Annotated in this window: 18 protein-coding genes and 1 pseudogene; 12 read left to right on the top strand and 7 right to left on the bottom strand. The window is 61.5% G+C overall.

Translation table 11 applies throughout. From position 1 onward, the window contains the following. Positions 1–89 precede the first annotated feature (89 nt). Positions 90–1166, bottom strand: a complete 1077-nt coding sequence (gene disA, locus M1E02_RS19905; RefSeq protein WP_247041202.1) for a DNA integrity scanning diadenylate cyclase DisA — start codon at positions 1164–1166, stop codon at positions 90–92. 340 nt (positions 1167–1506) lie between these two features. Here disA and M1E02_RS19900 point away from each other — a divergent pair, with 340 nt between their 5' ends. Further along, positions 1507–3120 carry a peptide chain release factor 3 gene (locus M1E02_RS19900; protein ID WP_479375900.1) on the top strand — a complete coding sequence of 538 codons (1614 nt, stop codon included), beginning with the start codon at positions 1507–1509 and terminating at the stop codon, positions 3118–3120. Positions 3121–3129: 9 nt separating this feature from the next. Here the strand turns inward: M1E02_RS19900 and M1E02_RS19895 are convergent, their stop codons facing one another. Further along, positions 3130–3858, bottom strand: a complete 729-nt coding sequence (locus M1E02_RS19895; RefSeq protein WP_479375899.1) for a FadR/GntR family transcriptional regulator — start codon at positions 3856–3858, stop codon at positions 3130–3132. A gap of 175 nt (positions 3859–4033) precedes the next feature. On the opposite strand from M1E02_RS19895, the gene eat reads away from it, so the two are divergent. The 8 genes from eat (at position 4034) to M1E02_RS19855 (ending at position 12465) form a co-directional block, all read left to right on the top strand. After that, the gene (gene eat / locus M1E02_RS19890) at positions 4034–5470 is read left to right on the top strand and encodes an ethanolamine permease (RefSeq protein WP_479375898.1); all 1437 of its coding nucleotides are present in this window, start codon (positions 4034–4036) and stop codon (positions 5468–5470) included. Positions 5471–5534: 64 nt separating this feature from the next. After that, entirely contained in the window at positions 5535–6944 is a 1410-nt protein-coding gene (locus M1E02_RS19885; protein WP_479375897.1) for a glutamine synthetase family protein, read from the top strand. Beyond that, positions 6925–7692 (top strand): gamma-glutamyl-gamma-aminobutyrate hydrolase family protein, encoded by a 768-nt coding sequence (locus M1E02_RS19880; RefSeq protein ID WP_479375896.1) that lies wholly within the window; start codon positions 6925–6927, stop codon positions 7690–7692. Before M1E02_RS19885 ends, M1E02_RS19880 begins: the two co-directional genes overlap by 20 nt. After that, the gene (locus M1E02_RS19875; RefSeq protein ID WP_479375895.1) at positions 7673–9040 is read left to right on the top strand and encodes an aldehyde dehydrogenase family protein; all 1368 of its coding nucleotides are present in this window, start codon (positions 7673–7675) and stop codon (positions 9038–9040) included. The genes M1E02_RS19880 and M1E02_RS19875 overlap by 20 nt, the downstream gene beginning before the upstream one ends. Before the next feature lie 28 nt (positions 9041–9068). Further along, positions 9069–9848, top strand: coding sequence for a 3-oxoacyl-ACP reductase (locus M1E02_RS19870; RefSeq protein ID WP_479375894.1), 780 nt, complete (start codon positions 9069–9071; stop codon positions 9846–9848). Positions 9849–9946: 98 nt separating this feature from the next. Continuing rightward, positions 9947–10555 (top strand): DUF2510 domain-containing protein, encoded by a 609-nt coding sequence (locus M1E02_RS19865; protein WP_479375893.1) that lies wholly within the window; start codon positions 9947–9949, stop codon positions 10553–10555. 100 nt (positions 10556–10655) lie between these two features. Beyond that, positions 10656–12086 (top strand): RNA polymerase sigma factor, encoded by a 1431-nt coding sequence (locus tag M1E02_RS19860; protein ID WP_479375892.1) that lies wholly within the window; start codon positions 10656–10658, stop codon positions 12084–12086. A 160-nt stretch (positions 12087–12246) separates the two neighbouring features. Further along, positions 12247–12465, top strand: a complete 219-nt coding sequence (locus M1E02_RS19855; RefSeq protein WP_479375891.1) for a hypothetical protein — start codon at positions 12247–12249, stop codon at positions 12463–12465. A gap of 657 nt (positions 12466–13122) precedes the next feature. Here the strand turns inward: M1E02_RS19855 and M1E02_RS19850 are convergent. Next, positions 13123–13359 carry a hypothetical protein gene (locus tag M1E02_RS19850; RefSeq protein ID WP_479375890.1) on the bottom strand — a complete coding sequence of 79 codons (237 nt, stop codon included), beginning with the start codon at positions 13357–13359 and terminating at the stop codon, positions 13123–13125. 277 nt (positions 13360–13636) lie between these two features. On the opposite strand from M1E02_RS19850, the gene M1E02_RS19845 reads away from it, so the two are divergent. Then, positions 13637–14221, top strand: a complete 585-nt coding sequence (locus tag M1E02_RS19845) for an RNA polymerase sigma factor (RefSeq protein WP_479375889.1) — start codon at positions 13637–13639, stop codon at positions 14219–14221. A 27-nt stretch (positions 14222–14248) separates the two neighbouring features. Here the strand turns inward: M1E02_RS19845 and M1E02_RS19840 are convergent, their stop codons facing one another. Together M1E02_RS19840 and M1E02_RS19835 are read right to left on the bottom strand one after the other, a co-directional pair. Beyond that, positions 14249–14584 (bottom strand): histone-like nucleoid-structuring protein Lsr2, encoded by a 336-nt coding sequence (locus M1E02_RS19840; protein ID WP_479375888.1) that lies wholly within the window; start codon positions 14582–14584, stop codon positions 14249–14251. A gap of 247 nt (positions 14585–14831) precedes the next feature. Then, positions 14832–15857 carry an NAD-dependent epimerase/dehydratase family protein gene (locus M1E02_RS19835; RefSeq protein WP_479375887.1) on the bottom strand — a complete coding sequence of 342 codons (1026 nt, stop codon included), beginning with the start codon at positions 15855–15857 and terminating at the stop codon, positions 14832–14834. Positions 15858–15880: 23 nt separating this feature from the next. Here M1E02_RS19835 and M1E02_RS19830 point away from each other — a divergent pair, with 23 nt between their 5' ends. After that, positions 15881–16543, top strand: coding sequence for a ScbR family autoregulator-binding transcription factor (locus tag M1E02_RS19830; protein WP_479375886.1), 663 nt, complete (start codon positions 15881–15883; stop codon positions 16541–16543). A gap of 82 nt (positions 16544–16625) precedes the next feature. Here the strand turns inward: M1E02_RS19830 and M1E02_RS19825 are convergent. Continuing rightward, positions 16626–17351 (bottom strand): annotated as a pseudogene (locus M1E02_RS19825) (ScbA/BarX family gamma-butyrolactone biosynthesis protein); the annotation flags it as partial. Positions 17352–17582: 231 nt separating this feature from the next. On the opposite strand from M1E02_RS19825, the gene M1E02_RS19820 reads away from it, so the two are divergent. Continuing rightward, a complete protein-coding gene (locus M1E02_RS19820; RefSeq protein WP_479375885.1) occupies positions 17583–17819 on the top strand; it encodes a hypothetical protein in 237 nt (78 codons plus the stop codon). Positions 17820–17852: 33 nt separating this feature from the next. Here the strand turns inward: M1E02_RS19820 and M1E02_RS19815 are convergent, their stop codons facing one another. Continuing rightward, on the bottom strand, positions 17853–19364 hold the full coding sequence (locus M1E02_RS19815; protein WP_479375884.1) for a flotillin family protein: 1512 nt from the start codon (positions 19362–19364) through the stop codon (positions 17853–17855). Between the last annotated feature and the right edge of the window lie 19 nt (positions 19365–19383).

Here is a 19383-nt window from a genome sequence, read left to right as displayed (position 1 = left end):
TTTCTTCAGCCAGGTGTTGGGGCAAAGACACCCTACCCGCTGCGCGCGCTCCAACCCGGTAAGCCTGAGTCCGGGAGCGGTGGCGTTGTCTACAGGAAGCGGTCCAGCAGGCTGGCTTCTGCCATACGGCTCAGGCCCTCGCGGACTGTCCGGGCACGCTGGTCGCCAATACCGTCCACGGTCATAAGGTCGTCAATGGTGGCTGCCATAAGGTTCTGCAGCCCGCCGAAGTGGTCCACCAAGCGGTCGGCTACAGCTTTGGGGACAGCTTTGAGCCCGGAGAGGAGCCGGTAACCGCGGGGCTGGACCACGGCGTCGAGCGTTTCCACACCGCCGGCAAAGCCGATGATGTGGGCGATCTTGCCAAGATCGATCAGTTCGGTAGGGCCCAAGCTGACCAGGGCGTTGACGGCGCCGTCAATGTCCTCAGGAGAGGCGTCAGGCCCGGCATAATCGCGGATGATGACGTCGCTGCCCGGGCCTCGGCCCACGGTGAGTTCATCGAGCTGCAGGGACAGCAGGCGGCCGTCTTCGCCCAGTTCCAGCACATACTGCGAGATCTCCTCCGAGATGCGCCGCACCATTTCCTGGCGCTGCAGGGTGACGGCAACGTCCCTGACCGTCACCATGGCTTCAATCTCCAGGGCGGAGAGTGAACTGGTGACCTGGTCCAAACGGGAACGGTAGCGCTCCAGAGTGGCGAGGGCCTGGTTGGCGCGGGCCAGCACCTTCTCCGAGCCTTCCAGGACGTGGCGCAGGCCGTTCACGTAAAGGGCAATGATCTGCATGGACTGGCTGACGGAAATGACCGGAACGCCGGTCTGGATGGCCACGCGCTCAGCGGTCCGGTGGCGCGTGCCGGATTCCTGGGTTTCGATGCTCGAATCCGGAACAAGCTGCACGGCGGCCCGGAGGATGTTGCCGGCATCCTTGTCACAAATGATGGCCCCGTCCATCTTGGCCAGCTCGCGCAGGCGGGTCGGGGAAAAGTCGATGCCGATATCGAAACCGCCTGAGCAGATGGATTCGATGGTCCTGTCAGATCCCAAAACGATGAGGGCACCGGTGCGTCCGCGCAGGATGCGTTCGAGTCCGTCGCGCAGCGCCGTTCCGGGAGCCACTCTGCCCAGAGTCGCCTTGAGTGAATCTTCAGGGCTCCGAGCCATAGATTTTCCCTTCAAAGGTGCGGGCAGGCGCCCGCAGGTATGCCGGTTTTAGAAGAGCTCCGACAGGATAAAAAGTACTCGTTTTCCCGCAAGCTCCATAATAGAGGTAAAGGTGCCCCTTAACCGCACGGATAAGCCTCAAAGTGCCTCGTTTGACGTCCCCGCAATAGGCACGGCAGGTGCCTTCCATGCGGCCCGGAGATAGGCCGTTTTCATCCCCCATCATCGTCCCCGGGTGGGCTGCGATAAACTTGGGAGCCGGACTGCACCACCGCGTGCAGCATGCACCCGGCTCCCAGATCCCCTCCGCGTTCCCTTTGACTGCAGCGAAAGTAGCACCGTGTCCCAAGAAGTCCTTAGCCCCGCCAGAGTCCAAGAGATTCACAAACAGGCGGCGCGGCGTCGGACGTTCGCTGTTATCTCCCACCCCGACGCCGGCAAGTCCACGCTCACTGAGGCGCTGGCGCTGCATGCCAAAGTGATCGGCACCGCCGGAGCCTCCAGTGGCAAGGCCAACCGCAAGGAAACGGTCTCGGATTGGATGCAGATGGAGAAGGACCGCGGTATTTCCATCAGCTCCGCAGCCCTCCAGTTCTCCTACCGGGACACGGTCATCAATCTCCTGGACACCCCGGGCCACGCCGACTTCTCTGAGGACACTTACCGGGTGCTGGCCGCCGTCGACTGTGCAGTGATGCTTGTGGACGCGGCGAAGGGCCTGGAAACGCAGACCATGAAACTCTTTGAGGTCTGCAAACAGCGCAACCTGCCCATCATCACCGTTATCAACAAATGGGACCGTCCGGGCTTGGACGCCTTGGCCCTCATGGACGAAATCACCGAACGTACCGGACTGCTTCCCATGCCGCTGACGTGGGCCGTCGGAATCTCCGGCGACTTCCGTGGTGTGTGGGATCTCCGTAACGACCGCTTCGCCCAGTTCAAGCGCAACAACGCCGGCGCCAACATCGCCCTCACCGAGTACTTCACGCCGGATGAGGCCGCGGCCAGCCAGGGTGACGATTGGGACAACGCCGTGGACGAGGCCGGGCTGGTGATCGAATCGAACCTCGAGTTCGACGTCGACAGCTTCCACGCCGGCAAGGCAACCCCCATTCTCTTCAGTTCCGCAGCCCTGAACTTCGGCGTGAAGGAAATCCTCGACGCCCTGGTGGACTTTGCTCCTCCGGCAGCGCCGCGTCCCGACGTGGATGGTTCACCCCGCCCCGTTGATGCTCCGTTCGCAGGCTTCGTCTTCAAGGTCCAGGCCGGTATGAACAAGGCCCACCGTGATCACGTGGCCTTTATCCGGGTGTGTTCAGGGGTGTTTGAGCGCGGGATGGTTGTCACACAGACGCGTACCGGAAAATCCTTCGCCACCAAGTATGCCCAGCAGGTGTTCGGACGGGAACGGGAAGTGATTGACGAGGCCTATCCGGGCGACGTTGTGGGCCTGGTGAACGCGTCATCACTGCGGGTGGGAGACAGCCTGTTCCTTGAGCAGCCGGTCGAATTCCCGGCCATCCCGCTGTTCGCGCCCGAGCACTTCCAGGTAGCGCGGTCCAAGGATCCGAGCCGCTTCAAGCAGTTCCGGCGGGGCATCGAGCAGCTCGAACACGAGGGCGTCATCCAGGTCCTGCGCAGCGACATTCGCGGGGATCAGGCGCCAGTGCTGGCCGCCGTCGGCCCCATGCAGTTCGAGGTTGTGGAGGACCGCATGGCCCACGACTTCAGCGCCCCCATGCGGCTGGAGCGCCTCCCGTATTCAATCGCCAGGATCTCGACGGCGGATGCCATGCCTGCGCTGGCAAACGTTCCCGGCGCTGAGGTGCTGCTGCGTTCCGACGGCGAATACCTCGCCCTGTTCAACGACGTCTGGGCGCTCCGGCGGATCGAGAAGAACCTGCCCGAGCTGACCCTGGTGCCCATCGGAACGCATAACCCGGCGAAGTAACTGCCGGCGTTATTCTTCCCCTGGACCAAGGAATCCGTGCAGCAGGGAAGCCGTGCCAAGAAGGTGGTCTTCCATTGCCTGCCGTGCTTCCTCATCATCACCGCGAAGGATGGCGTCCACAATGCGCTGGTGTTGGCGGTTGGAGTGTTCCAGGTTTGGCTCCAGAAACGGAATGCGGTCCAGCAGGTCATTGATCCGGGCCCGCACATCAGCCACAGCAGCGGCCAGGCTGGGCGAACCCGCGAGTTCGGCTACAGCAACGTGGAAGCGCGCATCCTTGGGCCGGTAAAGCTCAGCCGGGGCGTTGGCTACGTCCGCCAGGGTGTCGAGCAGATGCCGGCGTTCCCGTGCCGAGAGTTTGGCCCTTGCCGCGAGTGAGGCCGCGGCAGGTTCCAGCACGCTCCTGAATGCCAGGGCATCGTCCACTTCTGCCGGGTCCAGGGCGGTGTCCTTGCCCCTTCCTGCCGGCAGTTTCAGCGAGACATAAGTTCCGCCGTATCGGCCACGCTGAACCTCGACGTACCCGGCCTTTTGGAGTTCAGCCAGTGCCTCGCGCAGGGTTGCCCGGGAAACTCCGAGCTGCTCGGAAAGCTCCCGCTCGGGAGGCAATTTGTCGCCGGCGGCAAAGAGGCCCAGCTTGATGGTCTGGAGGAGACGTTCAATTGTTTCTTCGAAGGCGTTTCCATGCCTGACAGGCCGAAGCAGTGACGCTGGGGTTTCGAACGGCACCTGATCCATTCCCCCATCCTAAACCGACTGGAAAAGTACCAATAAGCCACAGCGCCGCCGCCTGTCACATTGGCAACAAAAGAAAAAGCTTGACTCTCGCGGTGAGCTCTACCACACTTGGGCAGGAGCCAGTGGACTAAAAATAGTCCATTGAAGCCATGGTCCCTCGAAAGAAGGAAACAGGATGTCAACCCCCAGCGCTGATTCAATCAAGGACGATGACGGGTACCTGAAACACCGGCAGCTGAAACGGGGTGCAGCCGGCTGGATTCTCTTGGCCGGACTCGGCGTCGCCTACGTAATTTCGGGGGACTTCGCCGGTTGGAACCTTGGGTTGGCGCAGGGTGGGTGGGGCAGCCTCCTCATCGCCTTCGTGCTGATGGGGATCATGTATGCGTGCATGGTGTTCGGGTTGGCGGAACTCTCCTCCACCCTGCCCACCGCCGGTGCCGGCTATGGCTTCGCCCGTAGGGCGCTGGGCCCGCTGGGAGGCTTCGCCACCGGAATGGCGGTGCTGATTGAGTACGCCGTGGCTCCTGCAGCAATCGCGATCTTCATCGGCGGGTATGTCGAGGCGCTGGGGCTCTTCGGCCTGACCAACTCCTGGCCGGTGTATCTGGTGACATATGCAATCTTCATCGGCATCCACCTTCGGGGTGTTGGCGAGGCCCTGAAGCTGATCTTCGGCATCACCGCAGTGGCAGTGATAGCCCTCTTCGCCGTCGTGATTGGCCTGATCCCGCATTTCGACGCAGCCAAGCTGTTCGACATTGTTCCCAACGGCTCGCCCGCATCCAGCGCCTTCCTGCCGATGGGCATCAGCGGAATTGTTGGTGCACTGGTTTACGGCATCTGGTTCTTCCTTGCTGTAGAGGGAGTCCCGCTGGCAGCGGAGGAAACCGCGGATCCCAAGAAGGACATGCCCCGCGGAATCATCGCAGCGATGGCCATCCTCGTTGTCTTTGGCGCCCTGATGCTGGTGCTTGTCCCAGGCGCCGCCGGTTCCACAGCCATGAGCACGTCCAACAACCCGCTGCCGGAGGCCCTTCGCCTGGCCTACGGCGGAAACACGTTCCTGGCCGACTTCGTGAACTACGCAGGCCTCGCAGGGTTGGTGGCCAGCTTCTTCTCCATCATCTACGCCTATTCGCGGCAAATGTTTGCACTTTCAAGGGCCGGCTACTTGCCGAAATGGCTCTCCCTGACGGGCAAGAGGCACACGCCCTACCTGGCGCTCATTGTGCCGGGCACCATCGGATTCATTCTGGCTGCAGCCACCGGCAACGGCGCCCTGCTGATCAACATTGCGGTCTTCGGCGCCACCGTGTCCTACGTGCTGCTGAACCTGTCCCATATTGTGCTCCGCATAAAGGAGCCCAACCTGCCGCGCGGCTACCGCACTCCAGGCGGCATCTGGACAACCTCGGTGGCGTTGGTACTTGCGCTTGTGGCAGTCGTGGCAACGTTCGTCGTCGACGTCTTTGCCGCAACCATTACCGCGGCTATTTTCGGGGCCGCGCTGCTCTACTACTGGTTCTACAGCAGGCACCACATTGTGGCGGGTGCCCCCGAGGAAGAGTTTGCACACCTGGCAGCGGCCGAGGCCGAACTTCAGCACTGACAGCTCCGGCGGGACGGTGAGCCAAGGCTCCTGATCCCTGATGAAGACAAGGTTACGGAAGAAAATGACACAGCAATCAAATGGAACAGATGGTTCAGAAAAATCAGTTGGATCCGCATCAAAAGCCCCGTTGAGCGTCGACGAACTAAGGGAGATGGTGGCTGCCGGAACGATCGACACGGTGGTAGTTGCCATTACTGACTCCCTGGGACGGCTGCAGGGCAAGCGGTGCGGCGCCAGGTCCTTCCTCGAAGACGTCCTGGGTCACGGGGCGGAAGGCTGCAACTACCTCCTGTCCGTGGACGTGGAGATGAATACCATCGACGGCTACACGATGTCTTCCTGGGAGAACGGTTACGGGGACATGGTGATGAGTCCGGATATCTCCACGCTGCGCCTAGTGCCATGGCTCGAAGGCACTGCCATGATCCAGTGCGACATCCTGTGGCTGGACGGAAGGCCCGTAGCGCAGTCGCCGCGGCAGATCCTGCGGGGACAGATCGAACGGCTGGAGAACCTGGGTTACCGCGCGCACATCGGCACGGAACTTGAGTTCATCATGTTCGATGACAGCTATGCCGAAGCGTGGGACAAGAAGTACGAGGCCCTGACCCCGTCCACGAGCTACAACGTGGATTACTCCCTGCTTGCCACCGCGCGGCTGGAACCGGTGATCCGCAGCATCCGGACGAACATGGAGAGGGCGGGACTCGTCGTCGAATCTTCCAAAGGGGAGTGCAACTACGGCCAGCAGGAAATCACCTTCCGCTACGCCGAGGCGCTGACAGCGTGCGACAACCACGCCTTTTACAAGAACGGCGCCAAAGAAATCGCCGATCAGCACGGCAAGAGCATCACGTTCATGGCGAAGTACAACGAACGCGAAGGCAGCTCCTGCCACATCCATTTCAGCCTCACGGACCTGGACGGAAACCCCGTGCTGCCCGGGGATGGCGAGCACGGTTTCAGCCCCCTGATGGAGCACTTCATCGCGGGACAGCTTGCTGCACTGCAGGAGCTGGCGTACTTCCAGGCGCCTAACATCAACTCCTACAAGCGCTTTGTCGAGGGCAGCTTTGCCCCGACCGCCATTGCGTGGGGCCTGGACAACCGCAGCTGTGCCCTGCGCGTGGTAGGCCGCGGACGGGGGATGCGGGTGGAAAACCGCGTAGGCGGAGGAGACGTCAACCCCTACCTGGCTGCAGCGTCACTGATTGCGGCAGCCATCCATGGGATCGAAAACGAACTCCCGCTCGAGCCGATCATGACCGGTAACGCCTACCTCTCTGATTCGGCCAGAATCCCCAGCAACCTCCGCGATTCCCGGGCATTGCTGTCCGGAAGTGAGATCGCCCGCAAATCCTTCGGGGATGAGGTGGTGGACCACTACGTCCACGCCGCCGGCGTCGAACTGAAGGCCTTTGACAGCGCAGTGACGGATTGGGAGCGGAAGCGTGTCTTTGAGCGGCTCTGATCCTGGGTCATACCGTCCGCGTATCGGGCTGACCACCTACTACCAGGAAGCCTCCTGGGGTGTCTGGACCTCGGAAGCCGCCATCCTGCCCGGAACCTATGTCCAGGCGGTGGTGGCGGCCGGTGGCACCCCGGTCCTGCTGCCACCAGTTGGAACAGATCCTTCGATTGTTGAGTTGCTCGACGGGCTGATCATCTCGGGAGGATCCGACGTCGGGCCGGAGTATTACGGCGCGCAGCCTCACCCGTTGACTCGATCCCAGACAGTCAGGGACGAGCACGACATCGCCCTTACGCGGGCTGCTTTGGAATACCAGGTGCCGCTCTTTGCGATTTGCCGCGGGGCCCAGATCCTCAACGTCGCATTGGGCGGAACCCTCGTCCAGCACATCCCGGACGTGAATCCCGAGGCAGACTACCAGCCTGCTCCCGGCGTCTTCGGGAACGTCGAATTCACCACAACCTCCGGCAGCATCAGCGAACAGCTGCTGGGCCCGCGGGCCAGCGCGCCCTGCTACCACCACCAGGCCATCGATGAGGTGGCACGTGGTCTTCGCGTCACCGCGGAGGCCTTGGACGGCACGGTAGAAGCAGTCGAAACAACAACGGGCGGCTGGGTGCTGGGCGTCCAGTTCCATCCTGAACAGAACCCGAATGACCTGCGGCTGTTCAGCGGGTTCATTGAGGAAGCACGCCGTTACAGAACACATCGAATGGAGGGCTCTGCTGATGTCCAGCAGTACGTATGAGGTACTAAATCCGGCCACCGAGGAAGTCATCCACACTCTGGAGCTGGCCACCCTGGAGGAGACGGACAGGGCCATCCAAAAGGCTGCGCAGGCGTTTGAAACCTGGCGGCAGGTGGCTCCTGCGGACAGGGCGTTGCTGCTCCGCCGTTTTGCCGCTGCCGTTGACTCCGACCTGGAGAATCTGGCCCAGCTGGAGGTGCTCAACGCCGGCCACACCATCGGCAACGCCCGCTGGGAAGCGGGCAACGTCCGGGACGTTCTGTCTTACTACTCGGCTGCTCCGGAGAGGCACCTGGGCCAGCAGATCCCCGTGGACGGGGGTATCAACGTGACCTTCAACGAACCCCTCGGGGTCGTGGGCGTCATTGTTCCGTGGAACTTTCCCATGCCCATCGCAGCGTGGGGTTTCGCTCCCGCGCTCGCCGCCGGCAACACGGTTGTCCTGAAACCGGCCGAGCTGACACCGATGACAGCCGTTCGGATCGGCGAGCTTGCCCGTGAGGCGGGCATTCCCGAGGGCGTGCTGACCATCATCCCGGGCAAGGGCTCGGTGGTGGGGGAGCGGTTCGTCACCCACCCGGCGGTGCGGAAGGTGGTCTTCACGGGATCCACTGCCGTGGGCAAGCGCATCATGGCGGGCTGCGCGGACCAGCTGAAACCTGTGACGCTCGAGCTGGGCGGCAAGAGCGCCAACATCATCTTTGCGGATGCGGATCTGGAAGAAGCAGCTGCTGCTGCACCGGGCGGGGCCTTCGACAACGCCGGCCAGGACTGTTGCGCCCGGTCGCGGATCCTGGTCCAGCGCAGTGTGTATGAAAGGTTCCTCGGATTGCTGCAGCCGATTGTTGAGGCGTTAAACGTCGGCGATCCGGGGGATGAGTCCTCGTTCATGGGACCGTTGATTTCGGCGGCCCAGCACCGGACCGTCTCCGGATATGTCCCGGAGGGGTCACCGGTCGCGTTCCGCGGCTCGGCTCCGACCGGGAAGGGTTTCTGGTTTCCTCCCACAGTTCTCACTCCGTCCCCCGGCGACCGGGTTATGTACGAGGAGATCTTCGGCCCCGTCGTCGCCGTCGTACCGTTCGACGACGAAGCGGACGCCCTGCGTCTGGCGAACGACTCGATCTACGGGCTTTCTGGCTCCATCTGGACCCGGGACATCGGACGCGCGTTGCGGATGGCTCGTGGCCTGGAATCGGGAAATCTCTCCGTGAACTCGCACTCTTCGGTCAGGTACTCCACCCCTTTCGGAGGGTTCAAACAGTCCGGCCTCGGCCGCGAGCTCGGACCGGATGCGCTGAATGCCTTCACCGAAACCAAAAACGTCTTTATTTCCAGCCGGGCTTAGCGCCCAAGCAAGAGCAAGGATGCCAGCAATGATCGAAGTTATCTCAAACCGTCTCAAGGACCGCAGCGCCGTCATCACGGGTGGAGCCAGCGGAATCGGCCTCGCCACAGCCCGCCGTTTCGCTTCCGAAGGGGCCAAGGTGGTCATCGCCGACGTCGACCCCACCGCCGGCTTGCGCGCTGCGGAAGAGGTGGGCGGACTGTTCGTCAAAGTGGACGTCACCAGCGAAGAGGACGTCAAAAACCTCTATGCCGTCACCAACGAGACCTACGGCAGCGTTGACATTGCGTTCAACAACGCTGGCATCTCCCCGCCGGATGACGCCTCCATCCTGGACACCGGCATCGACGCCTGGCGCAAGGTCCAGGAAGTCAACCTCACCTCAGTGTTCTATTGCTGCAAATATGCCTTGCCGTACATGCAGGCGCAGGGCAAGGGGTCCATCATCAATACGGCCTCGTTCGTCGCTGTGATGGGGGCGGCAACTTCGCAGATCTCCTACAGCGCCTCCAAAGGCGGAGTCCTGGCCATGAGCCGGGAACTTGGCGTCGAATTCGCCCGCCAAGGCATCCGGATCAATGCACTCTGCCCGGGACCGGCGAACACGCCGCTCTTGAAGGAGCTGTTTGCCAAGGACCCGGAAAAGGCGGCCAGGCGTCTGGTACATATTCCGTTGGGCAGGTTCGCCGAACCGGAAGAGCTTGCTGCCGCGGTGGCCTTCCTGGCCAGTGATGACTCTTCGTTCATTACCGCCTCAACGTTCATGGTGGACGGCGGTATCTCGGGAGCGTATGTAACGCCCCAGTGATCTGATCCGGGCACACTTTTGTGGTAGACCGGAGCATAACGAACGCGGGACAGGCCCGGCGCTGGGAGGCGCCGGGCCTTCTGCCGTAAAGGAGCACAATGACACAGTCCCCGAATGCCTCCCCGGCTCCTCCCGGCTGGTACCCGGATCCCTCCGGGGCGCCGGGACTGAGGTGGTGGGATGGCCGGACGTGGGCAGCGGGCTACGATCCCGCAATGATGCGACAGCGTCCCGAGCTTCCCCCGACCGTCCCTGTCGGGAATCCGTTCATCTGGGCCGTCGCCCTGCTTCCGCTGCTGTCCGTCGCCTCGCTGCTGCTGTGGAGCCCGACGCTGACGTACAGCGTCCTGCCCGGAGAAAACGTCAAGGTTCCCGATCCCTACTCGATAATGACCCCGGGTTATTTCCTGATGAGCTTAATTAGCTGGGGTGTCACCGCCGGCTCGGTCGTCTTGGCCTTTCTCGATTGGCAAAGGCTCGGAAGGAGCGGTGTGGTCCGCCCCTTCCACTGGGCCTGGTCCTTCCTCGGCGCGATCATCTACGTAGTGGGCCGTTCGGTGATAGTCCACAAGGTAGCCCAAGGCAGGGGGCTCGGGCCCGTCTGGATCGCCACCGGGACCAATGCACTGCTCTCTGTTGGCATCACGCTGAAGATGGCCGAGTTCATGTCGGCATTCTTTGCTGCCGCGCCGTGGGAGACAGTGTAGGAACCGGTCTCCGGGGTCGGCGTCACGATTGCGGAAAGAGGGGGTTAAACACTAGCCGGATGTCGGAGCGGCCGGAACCTCACGCCAGTCCGACGGCCGAATGAAGCGAATAGGCGGTGCCAGGACAGTGCATGAAATAGCGGAAGTTGCCGACGAGGATCTCATCCGTTCCAGCCGCGACGGCGATCGCACTGCCTTGGAGGTCCTCTACAACAGGCATCATGACGCCGGTCTAAAGTTCGCGCGGAGGCTCATGGGCAACAGGGCCGACGCCGACGACGTAACCCAGGAAGCATTCCTCAAGGTTGTTGCAGCCATGGAGCGCGGCAACGGTCCGGAAACTGCATTCAGGCCTTACTTTTTAAGGGCCGTGCGCACGGCAGCCGCTGATCACTGGGACGGGCAGGCCAAGGAGACCCCGACAGACAATACCGGTGATACCCCGGTGGAGGACGCCTCACTGGCCTCCCTATTCAATCGGGACAACCCCGAATTGGTAATGAAAGCGTTCCAGTCACTCCCGTTGAGATGGATGACCGTCCTCTGGCATGCGGAAGTGGAAAGGGAGCCGCCGCGCAAAATCGCGCCTATCCTCGGCATGGAACCAGGGGCCGTTTCAGCCCTGCTCTTACGTGCCAGAAAAGGTCTCCGTGAGGCCTATCTCAGCGCCTACGTCGAAGCACCTCTGCGGTCAGACTGCGAACCAACCTTCCCCTACCTTGCAGCTACGGTACTCGGCACCAGCTCTGCCCGTGATCGTCGGAAGGTGAATGAACACGCCCGCGACTGTGAAGACTGCGCCAAAGTCATTGCTCAACTGACCGACGTCGGAGCGACAATGCGGGGTATCGTTGCACCTCTTGTTCTCCTCGGCCCTGTGCTGGGCGGAGCCCGCTTCTCTCTGCAAGAGCATTTTCCTCCTCGTTGGACAGGAACAACGGCTGCTGCGGGCGTAGCGGCCCTGACGGCTGTAGCCGTGGCAGCCGTCGCAGTAGCGGGTGGTCTCGTCAGCAGCGGACCCTCCGCTGCCCCGCCCCCGCATGGAACCGAGTTGAACCGGTCAGTTCCGGCCAGCCCATCGCTGCCTCCCGCAAGCATCAACACAGCTGCCCCAACCCCTGGATCCATGCCAATGGGGGATCCGGCTCAACCTGGCCCGCAATACCCGCCTGAGGACCTGTTCGCAGAACCTGACACGGATGTCTTCCCCGGTACGGCGCGCTTTGACCCCTGGCCGTCAGTACGTGCCACCAGTCCGCGCGCTGCTGCAGGAACTGTTCCTGCCAGGCCGACGGCTTCTCCCACCTCGACTCCGGCTCCGGTGACTACCGATAACGCTTCCCCACGGGCCACACCGACTCCAAGCCCTACACCAACGCCGACTTTGACTCCTACACCGACCCTGACAGCAAAGCCGACCCCAACAGCGACATCATCCCCGACACCAACTCAAACCCCGACCGTTACGCCTACTGGGGCTCCACTGGAGCCAAAGTGCGTCAGCATTTTCAATTTGTGTTTCACCATCTAGGAACAGCCACCGTGGAAGCCCGCGCAGCTCGAGTTATAAGGTGACCAGTAAATGGTTCTGAAGGTCGTAGGGATGCCCAGGCCTTCCAGAGAAGGGCCGGCGCTTCAAACCCGTAGTATTGGGGATTAATAAGCATACGTATCAATTGAGGGGAATAGGCATGCCTGGCGAATCAGGAGAGCGGCTCACCTTGTCTGTGGGCCGCCGGGAGTTCGAAGAACTCGCGGGTGCTTGGGCGTCTTATCTCCAGGCAACCAAGAGCCTCGAAGCAGTCGACCCGATCCTGGCAATGCAACGGACGGGTGTTGTTCTCCGCACCCTGGAGCAGTTGATGAACACAATGGAGCCAGGAACCAAGCTGGCTGGAACCGCTGGCTGAGGATGCCCAGCAGAGCGCCTAAATCTGCCGCCGCACGTAATCCGGTGACTTTCTTACGTTCTTTATGACCAAAAGCCTCTTGATTGGCTTCCGGGTGGTTCCGTTAGGGCATCCCTTGTTCCGAGTTGCTCGGGACCCCAATCCTGCGGAGCCCGAATGTCAAGAGTCGACCCTTTCCCGCCAGCGCTCCGCCTGAAAGAGGCTGCCGGGGTTTGCCGAACCGAGCCAGCGGGTACGTGCCTGATGGGGGCATTCGCCACACTTCCTGAGAACTGGCGGCGTGCCCTCTGGTATTCCGACCTGCAGGGCTTGACTCCGAACGACGCCGGACAACTTCTGCAAATGGGTCCCGAGCTGTTTTCCACCGTCCTTCACGAGGCACGGACAGCCCTTCGCGTGGCCTTCGCTGCAACCCTTCCACGGAGACCCCTTGCGGGCAGTGCTCGCGAGGCGAGCGCTTAAGTTGGGGCAGGCGGTATCCGATCACGTCTCAAGGTATGCGGATACCACCCACCCCTGTGGAGCAAACTGGGCTGCTCCACGTCAGTGCAGTGCAATACGGCGATAAGGGGGACTTACCGCCGGACGAGGGCTGCGTACCCCACATCCTGCACAACTATCTAACTGCGAAACCGGCATTTCATGACGGCCTGATGTTTATGAGGGATCCTGATTGGCGGAGCTAGCGGAAACAATGACATCACCAACAGCATGGAGGAGAGATCCTGTGCGGTGAAGGGCCGCCACGGGATCAATCGGCCCGTTCCGTGGGTCTGTAACGGAGCAGTATTCTGACCATTCGTGCTTCAGCTGTCCGAATTGTCGGGCTCCCACTGTGGCTGTCACCGCGGTTGCATCGTGGACGTTCAATAGCTGGAGGTGTTCTTCACTCATGCCCTGATTGACCCCGTTAGAAGCGAATCGTGACGAACCGGAAATGTGGGATTGATTGCGAATCCACGCTCCGACGCTTTTGGACAGGCGGAAATGACCACTATGCGGAGGGAGCTGCCCAGCATGCGGACAGTTAAACATGCTCCGTCACGAATGACTATTCGTTGGATCGAATTACGTGGGTAGTTGGCGTCCGGCCTGCACCGATCAACGAACGGAACGAACCAGCTTGGCTTTAGAGGGGACTTCAGGCGAACCACGGCTTCCCGCAGCTGGAATGGGGGATCCTGCGCTGCTAACGGGGCTGAGGGCCGGGAACAAGGATGCGGTAGACGTCTTGTATCGGCGGCACGCTGCTGACGCATTGGCTTTTGCCCGGGGACTGGTGCGGTCGGACCATGACGCAAAGGACCTCGTGCGGGAGGCCTTCGCCAAGACCATCAGCGCGGTGGCCAACGGAAACGGTCCGCATGAGAATTTTCTGGGCTACCTGTTCACCGCGATCAAGAGCTGTGCCGCTGAATGGTGGAACAAGAATTCCCGGGAAATGCCGGTGGAAACGGGCGTCCTGGATGCAGGGCAGGGCCCAACCGAAGACAACCGGCTACACCGGGTTCTCGAACGGGACGGCAACGAACAGGTCCTGACTGCTTTGCAGTCCTTGCCTGCCCGGTGGCAGACAGCACTCTGGTATGCCGACGTACTGCAGGAGCCACCACGGAAGATCGGGCCTGTTCTCGGCATCAAACCCAACGCGGTGTCCGCCTTGGTCAGACGGGCCCGGGCCGGACTCCGGGAAGCCTATGCGAATGTACTGTTCGAAGAAAGCCAAAAAGCAGTTAGTCCGCCGCAGCTGGAGTAGCAGCTGTCAGGGAAAGGATGAACGCGCCTAGGCTGTGGCCAGCTCGTGGGCTTCCAGGATCTCGGCGGGAAGCCTTCCCCGGCTGCTGGTTGAATAACCATTCCGTTCGGCCCATTCACGGATGCTGGACGGGTTGGACAATGCTTCTCCGGTTTGGCGGGCGGGGCCAACTGTCCGCTGGACTCTGCCCGTAACTTTTCGGCCGGCGCTCATGTAGGGCGCAAGTAGTTCCCGGAATGCAGCGGCATTCGCGGCCGACAGGTCGATATCGTATTCAGTCCCATCGATCCTGAAGGACACGGTCCTGTCTGCCGTGGTGCCATCCAGATCATCGATAAATTCCGTCACTATCTTTGTCGCCATGAAACTATCCTTCATTCAGAGTCTGTGCTGGCTGGGTGCGGCCGGTTGCGGACTGCTTCACAACCGGCCGCCGGAATCCAGCAGTGCTTGCACCGCCAGAATCCCCATCCGCCGGCGTACTACGAGATCCTCGGCGGATTCATGCATGCGGGAGACGGTCAAAAACCGGTGCCCGGACACCTGTAATGACCGTCGGCACGGGCAATCGTGACGCGGGACGCCTTCAGGCCAAAAAAGGGCCAGCGGTTTATTCCGGTTGCTCCCGCAGCCAGGGCGCGGCGAAGCGGCGGTACCAGAAGGCCGCTTCCGGCGAAATGGTGAAGGGCGCCGGATTCAGGCCGGTGAGGGCCCATAGGCGGTCCGACTCATACCAGTGGTCCTGCGAGAGCAGGGCGGCCTGATGACTGGTGAATCCACCTTGGAGAAGGATGGTGAGGGACTTTTCAAAGTCCGTTGAGGTTGACCACCGCGGCCCGGCAATTTTGTTTTGGATGTGGAGCAGCAGCTGAGCCACGCTCACGGGTTCCGGCTCGGCGGCGTGAAATGGCCCAGTGACCTCGGTGGCAAAGCGCGGCCCTACCAGCGCGGCGATCAGCCTGCCAAGCTGCCCGACGTCGATCACTGAGAGTTTTGAGGTGCCGTCACCAACAGGTCCACCCAGGAGTGTGGCCATGCGGATCAAGCCGGGGATAAACCATTTGTCTCCCGGGCCGTAGACCAGTCCGGTTCGAATGACGCTGCCTGCGGCCTCCAGGACCAGTCGTTCAGCGGACGCCCGGGAGCGGCTTGCCATGGATGCGGGTGCGTAGGGGAGGGAAGTGCCCGGTCCTCGGTGCGGGCCTGTTCCATAAACGGCAGTGGTACTGATCTGTACGAACCGCGAGACACCATTTCGCGCAGCTGCCTCGAGAAGATTGCGGGTGCCGTCAACGTTGACTCGAGCGGCCGTCAAGGCGTCCGTGCCGGTGTAGCTGGCAGCGTTAACAATTATGTCGGCTCCAGCCGCCGCTGCGTTGAGGCTGTCGCCGTCTGTGGTGTCGCCGACGTATATGCTGGCTCTGCTGCTCTCCGGGAGGAGAGTCGTCGGACGTACCAGGATCCGAAGGTCGGCTTCGCCGCGGGCGGTGACGGCTTCAACGATGTTGCGGCCGATGAATCCGGATGCGCCGGTGAGTAGAACTGTAGGTTTCCGCGAACCTTGTCTCACGATGGGCTCGGCCCGGCAGGGACGGTTCTTGGTCTTGTATAGGACGGCCGGAGTCTGGTGGCACATCCAATCAACGAGGGATCGTATATATGACTGTGCAGGAACGTGCCAGGGTCACGAAGGGCTCCATAGTGGCCGGGGCGGCCGCTGTCTTCGAAGAAGTAGGCTACGGCAGTGCGAGTCTGAGCGCTGTCGCCGAGCGGGCAGGCGTGACAAAGGGGGCTCTGTACTTTCACTTCTGTTCTAAAGAAGACCTTGCCCTTGCCGTCATTCAGGCCCAGCATGCTTTGGTGACCGAAGACGCCCGGCGAGCGGCGTTGAGTGGAAACGATGCCTTGTCCATCATGGTCATGATCTGTGGAAGTTTCGGCAGGCAGCTGGTCAGGGAACCCGTAGTGCGTGCCGGCGTGCGATTGACTCTTGAAGCCTCCGCCTTCGGACACCAGGTCACCGAGCCCTACCACGACTGGATCCGCACTATGGAGAGCTTAACCCAGCAGGGCCAGGCAAAAGGCGAGATCAAAGAACTAGTGGACGCGGCTGCCTTCGCCCGGTACCTTGTGGCGTCCTTTACCGGAGTGCAGATGCTGTCCACGATTCTCACGGAACGCGCGGATGTGCTCGAGCGGATTGAGGACATGTGGTCGATCCTGCTGCCCGTACTGGTGCCAGAGTCGAGACGGGATGAGTTCCTGAAGCTGGTCCGGGTAAGTGTCCAGGATCCAGAGTCCGATCTGAACTCTCAGCCCTAGACTCAAACTCACACCTCACCACCACGCAAACTTCGCCGTCGACCCTGATTTCGGCCGTGGCTTGGGTGCGGCCAAATTGGCTTTTGCCGCGGCGGATTGAAACCTCCGGGTTGTCGCTGAGTTCCACGATCTTCAGGAATGAGGCGTCGAAGCTCGCAAAATCCAGGTCAGGCATCCTCGTTTCCGCCCTGAGTGCCTGGCGGACCCCTTCCACCAGAAGTACTCCCGGGACGTGGTCCAGCGGATGGTCAAACATGATGGGATTTGCCTCATCCACATGCAGCGGCCACGTACCGTCCCCTGTGGCTTCGCCGATAACTACGTGACCGGAATGCCGGTGACCTACCTGCTCCGGCCGTAAAGTGACAGGAGACCTGGACGGGCCTCCGGTGTCGGATCGAAGCCGCATCCGGGCATAGGTAGAGGGGTTTACCATCCGAGCTCCCGCTGTCCCTGTCGCGATACAGCTGCCGTTCACATAAAACCGTGCGTTGACGTGCAGCTTGGCAGGCCCGCGGGGAGTCCGTTGCAGGACGTCGACCTCAAGGCTGATATGAACGTTTGTCGGAATTCCGGGATCCCGTAAGTGCCCGTCCAGGGCATGAATGGCCATTTCAGGTAAGAGGAAGACCTCACCGAGAGGCACGCCCTCCATCGAATGGGCTGTGAGGATGGTCGCCTGCCGCAGCGTTTCCACAACCAATGCCGAGTCGTACACCCCGGGAAACGGATGGTAAAAGGTGTGCAGCCGTGGCCATTGGGCCCCGGCGATGTAGCGGCCCTCGCCCGCTCTGCGGATGTCAGTCATAAAGACCTCGGAAAGTCCCCAGCGGTGCACCAACTCCCGTTGCACGGTGCTGCTGAACGATACCGAACGCTCAAGGAAAAGCTGCAGACCGCCGTCGGGCCTCCCGCCGTCAACGCGCATGGTTCCCCTTCCGTAGCGAGCTGGTGGCAAAAGCATACCGGTCGTATGGCTTATTCAGCAGCGTCCTAGTACTGTGGCCAATGCACTGATCGAATCATTGAGGAGTGGGACATGCGGGGAGAGCCAGGGGGGCGGCTCACTGTCTCCGTCGGACGTAGGGAATTCGAGAATCTCACGGAAGCCTGGTCCGCCTATCTCGAAGCAACCCAGACGTTGAAACCGGTGGATCCGATCCTGGCAATGCGGCGGACAGGCACCGTGCTCCGCTCCCTGGAACAGTTGGCTGCCACTGTCGTCTCTGAACAGGACGCTGCGGGATCCAACGACGACGCCGGGCAGCTAAGCTAGCCCACCCGGCGTCGTGCTCCTGTTTTCTTGGGACTAGTTGTCCTTCAGCGTGTCACTCACGACGGCGGTCCGCGCCGGTTGGTCTACCGCACCGTTGGTTTTCGGTGCCGGACGTGATTTGCCGAAGCCGGAGAGCATCTCGATAACGTCAAAGCCGGTGGTGTCCTTGAGCATCTGCGCAGTCTCCTGCACGCCCGAGGAAACATTTTTGCTCAACTGGCTTGCGCCGTCGTTGGAGATGACCGTCATGTTGCTGATGGCCCCCATCGGTGCGGCGATCTCCTTGGCGATGCCCGGCAACACCTCCAGGACCTTGTTCAGGATGGCAGCCTCATTGAACTCGCTGTACGCCTTGGCCTGGGCCTCGATGGCTCCTGCTTCGGCCTTACCGCGAAGACCAATGACATCGGCTTCGGCAACACCCTTGGACTTGATGACCTCTGCCTCAGCCAGGCCGCGGATCTTGTTGATCTCGGTCTCGGCATTACCCTTGGCGGTGTTTGCAGCAGCCAGAGCCAGCGCTTCGACCTCGTTACCGGTTGCTTTCAGCCTGCGCGTCTCGAGTTCGGCAGCCGCTTCCACCTTGGTGGCTTCGGAGATGCGTGTGCGGCGTGAAAGATCAGCCGCCGCTTCCGTTTCAACTTTGTACTTGGCAGCGTCTGCAGGCTTACGGACCTCAATGTCCAGTTCCTTTTCACGGAGCTCGGCCTGACGTGCAACCACCTGCTGGTTCTTGAGGATGATTGCCTGCTGCTGTTCGGCCTGGGCCAGAGGGCCTGCCGCATCAGCTTCTGCTTGACGGGCATCCGTTTCCTGCTTGAGCTCAGCCCGGCGGAGCGCCAGCTTCTGCTCAGCCTCGGCGGTCTTCTGGTCCGCGAGTGCCTTTGCCTCCGCAGCTTCACGCTGGGAATTGGCTTCAGCAATGCTGGCGTTGCGCGCCACCAGAGCAGCCTCAGGACGGCCAAGGTTCTTCAGGTAGCCGCTGGAGTCCTCAACCGACTTGATCTGGAACGTATCGATGACCAGACCCTGATTGGTCATGGAGTGCTCGGCCTCTTCCTTGACGGAAGCAGCAAACTGCGCGCGGTCCTTGATGATCGCGTCAACGCTGAGCGTACCCACGATGGAACGCAGCGAACCGGAGAGGGTTTCCTGCGTGTAGTGATCAATGGCGTCCTGCTGGTCAAGGAAGCGCTGGGCTGCCTTGCGGACCGAGGCCTTGTCGCCTCCGACCTTAACCTGGGCAACACCTGCCAGCTTGAGCTGGATGCCGTTATTTGAGATTGCTTCAATGGTCACTTCGACCTGACGGGAGGACAGCGAAATGTGGCTGACGCGCTCCGTGATCGGATTGACGAAGGCCCGGTTGTTGATCACGACGCGGGACTGGTCCTCGGACATGTCTTCGGTAGGATTCGGGTCGCTCTTACCTGTGATAAGCATGGCCTCGTTCGGCTTCGCAAACCGAATACTCATGACGTAGTACATAAAGCCCGCAATGAGCAGGAGGACGAGAACGCCCCCGCCGATCAGTAGTTCAATCATTGTTCCCCCTAGGAATCTG

It is taken from the genome of Arthrobacter sp. Z5-13 (genome assembly GCF_056499105.1).
The sequence above is the reverse complement of the archived record's forward strand: the minus strand, read 5'-3'. Positions and strand labels throughout refer to the sequence as shown.

Excerpts from the sequence above, each read along its gene's own strand:
- disA (WP_247041202.1), bottom strand. The coding sequence starts at position 1,166 with ATGGCTCGGAGCCCTGAAGATTCACTCAAGGCGACTCTGGGCAGAGTG.
- M1E02_RS19895 (WP_479375899.1), bottom strand. The coding sequence starts at position 3,858 with ATGGATCAGGTGCCGTTCGAAACCCCAGCGTCACTGCTTCGGCCTGTC.
- eat (WP_479375898.1), top strand. The coding sequence starts at position 4,034 with ATGTCAACCCCCAGCGCTGATTCAATCAAGGACGATGACGGGTACCTG.
- M1E02_RS19885 (WP_479375897.1), top strand. The coding sequence starts at position 5,535 with ATGACACAGCAATCAAATGGAACAGATGGTTCAGAAAAATCAGTTGGA.
- M1E02_RS19875 (WP_479375895.1), top strand. The coding sequence starts at position 7,673 with ATGTCCAGCAGTACGTATGAGGTACTAAATCCGGCCACCGAGGAAGTC.
- M1E02_RS19870 (WP_479375894.1), top strand. The coding sequence starts at position 9,069 with ATGATCGAAGTTATCTCAAACCGTCTCAAGGACCGCAGCGCCGTCATC.
- M1E02_RS19865 (WP_479375893.1), top strand. The coding sequence starts at position 9,947 with ATGACACAGTCCCCGAATGCCTCCCCGGCTCCTCCCGGCTGGTACCCG.
- M1E02_RS19860 (WP_479375892.1), top strand. The coding sequence starts at position 10,656 with ATGAAGCGAATAGGCGGTGCCAGGACAGTGCATGAAATAGCGGAAGTT.
- M1E02_RS19855 (WP_479375891.1), top strand. The coding sequence starts at position 12,247 with ATGCCTGGCGAATCAGGAGAGCGGCTCACCTTGTCTGTGGGCCGCCGG.
- M1E02_RS19850 (WP_479375890.1), bottom strand. The coding sequence starts at position 13,359 with ATGAGTGAAGAACACCTCCAGCTATTGAACGTCCACGATGCAACCGCG.
- M1E02_RS19845 (WP_479375889.1), top strand. The coding sequence starts at position 13,637 with ATGGGGGATCCTGCGCTGCTAACGGGGCTGAGGGCCGGGAACAAGGAT.
- M1E02_RS19840 (WP_479375888.1), bottom strand. The coding sequence starts at position 14,584 with ATGGCGACAAAGATAGTGACGGAATTTATCGATGATCTGGATGGCACC.
- M1E02_RS19835 (WP_479375887.1), bottom strand. The coding sequence starts at position 15,857 with ATGTGCCACCAGACTCCGGCCGTCCTATACAAGACCAAGAACCGTCCC.
- M1E02_RS19830 (WP_479375886.1), top strand. The coding sequence starts at position 15,881 with ATGACTGTGCAGGAACGTGCCAGGGTCACGAAGGGCTCCATAGTGGCC.
- M1E02_RS19820 (WP_479375885.1), top strand. The coding sequence starts at position 17,583 with ATGCGGGGAGAGCCAGGGGGGCGGCTCACTGTCTCCGTCGGACGTAGG.
- M1E02_RS19815 (WP_479375884.1), bottom strand. The coding sequence starts at position 19,364 with ATGATTGAACTACTGATCGGCGGGGGCGTTCTCGTCCTCCTGCTCATT.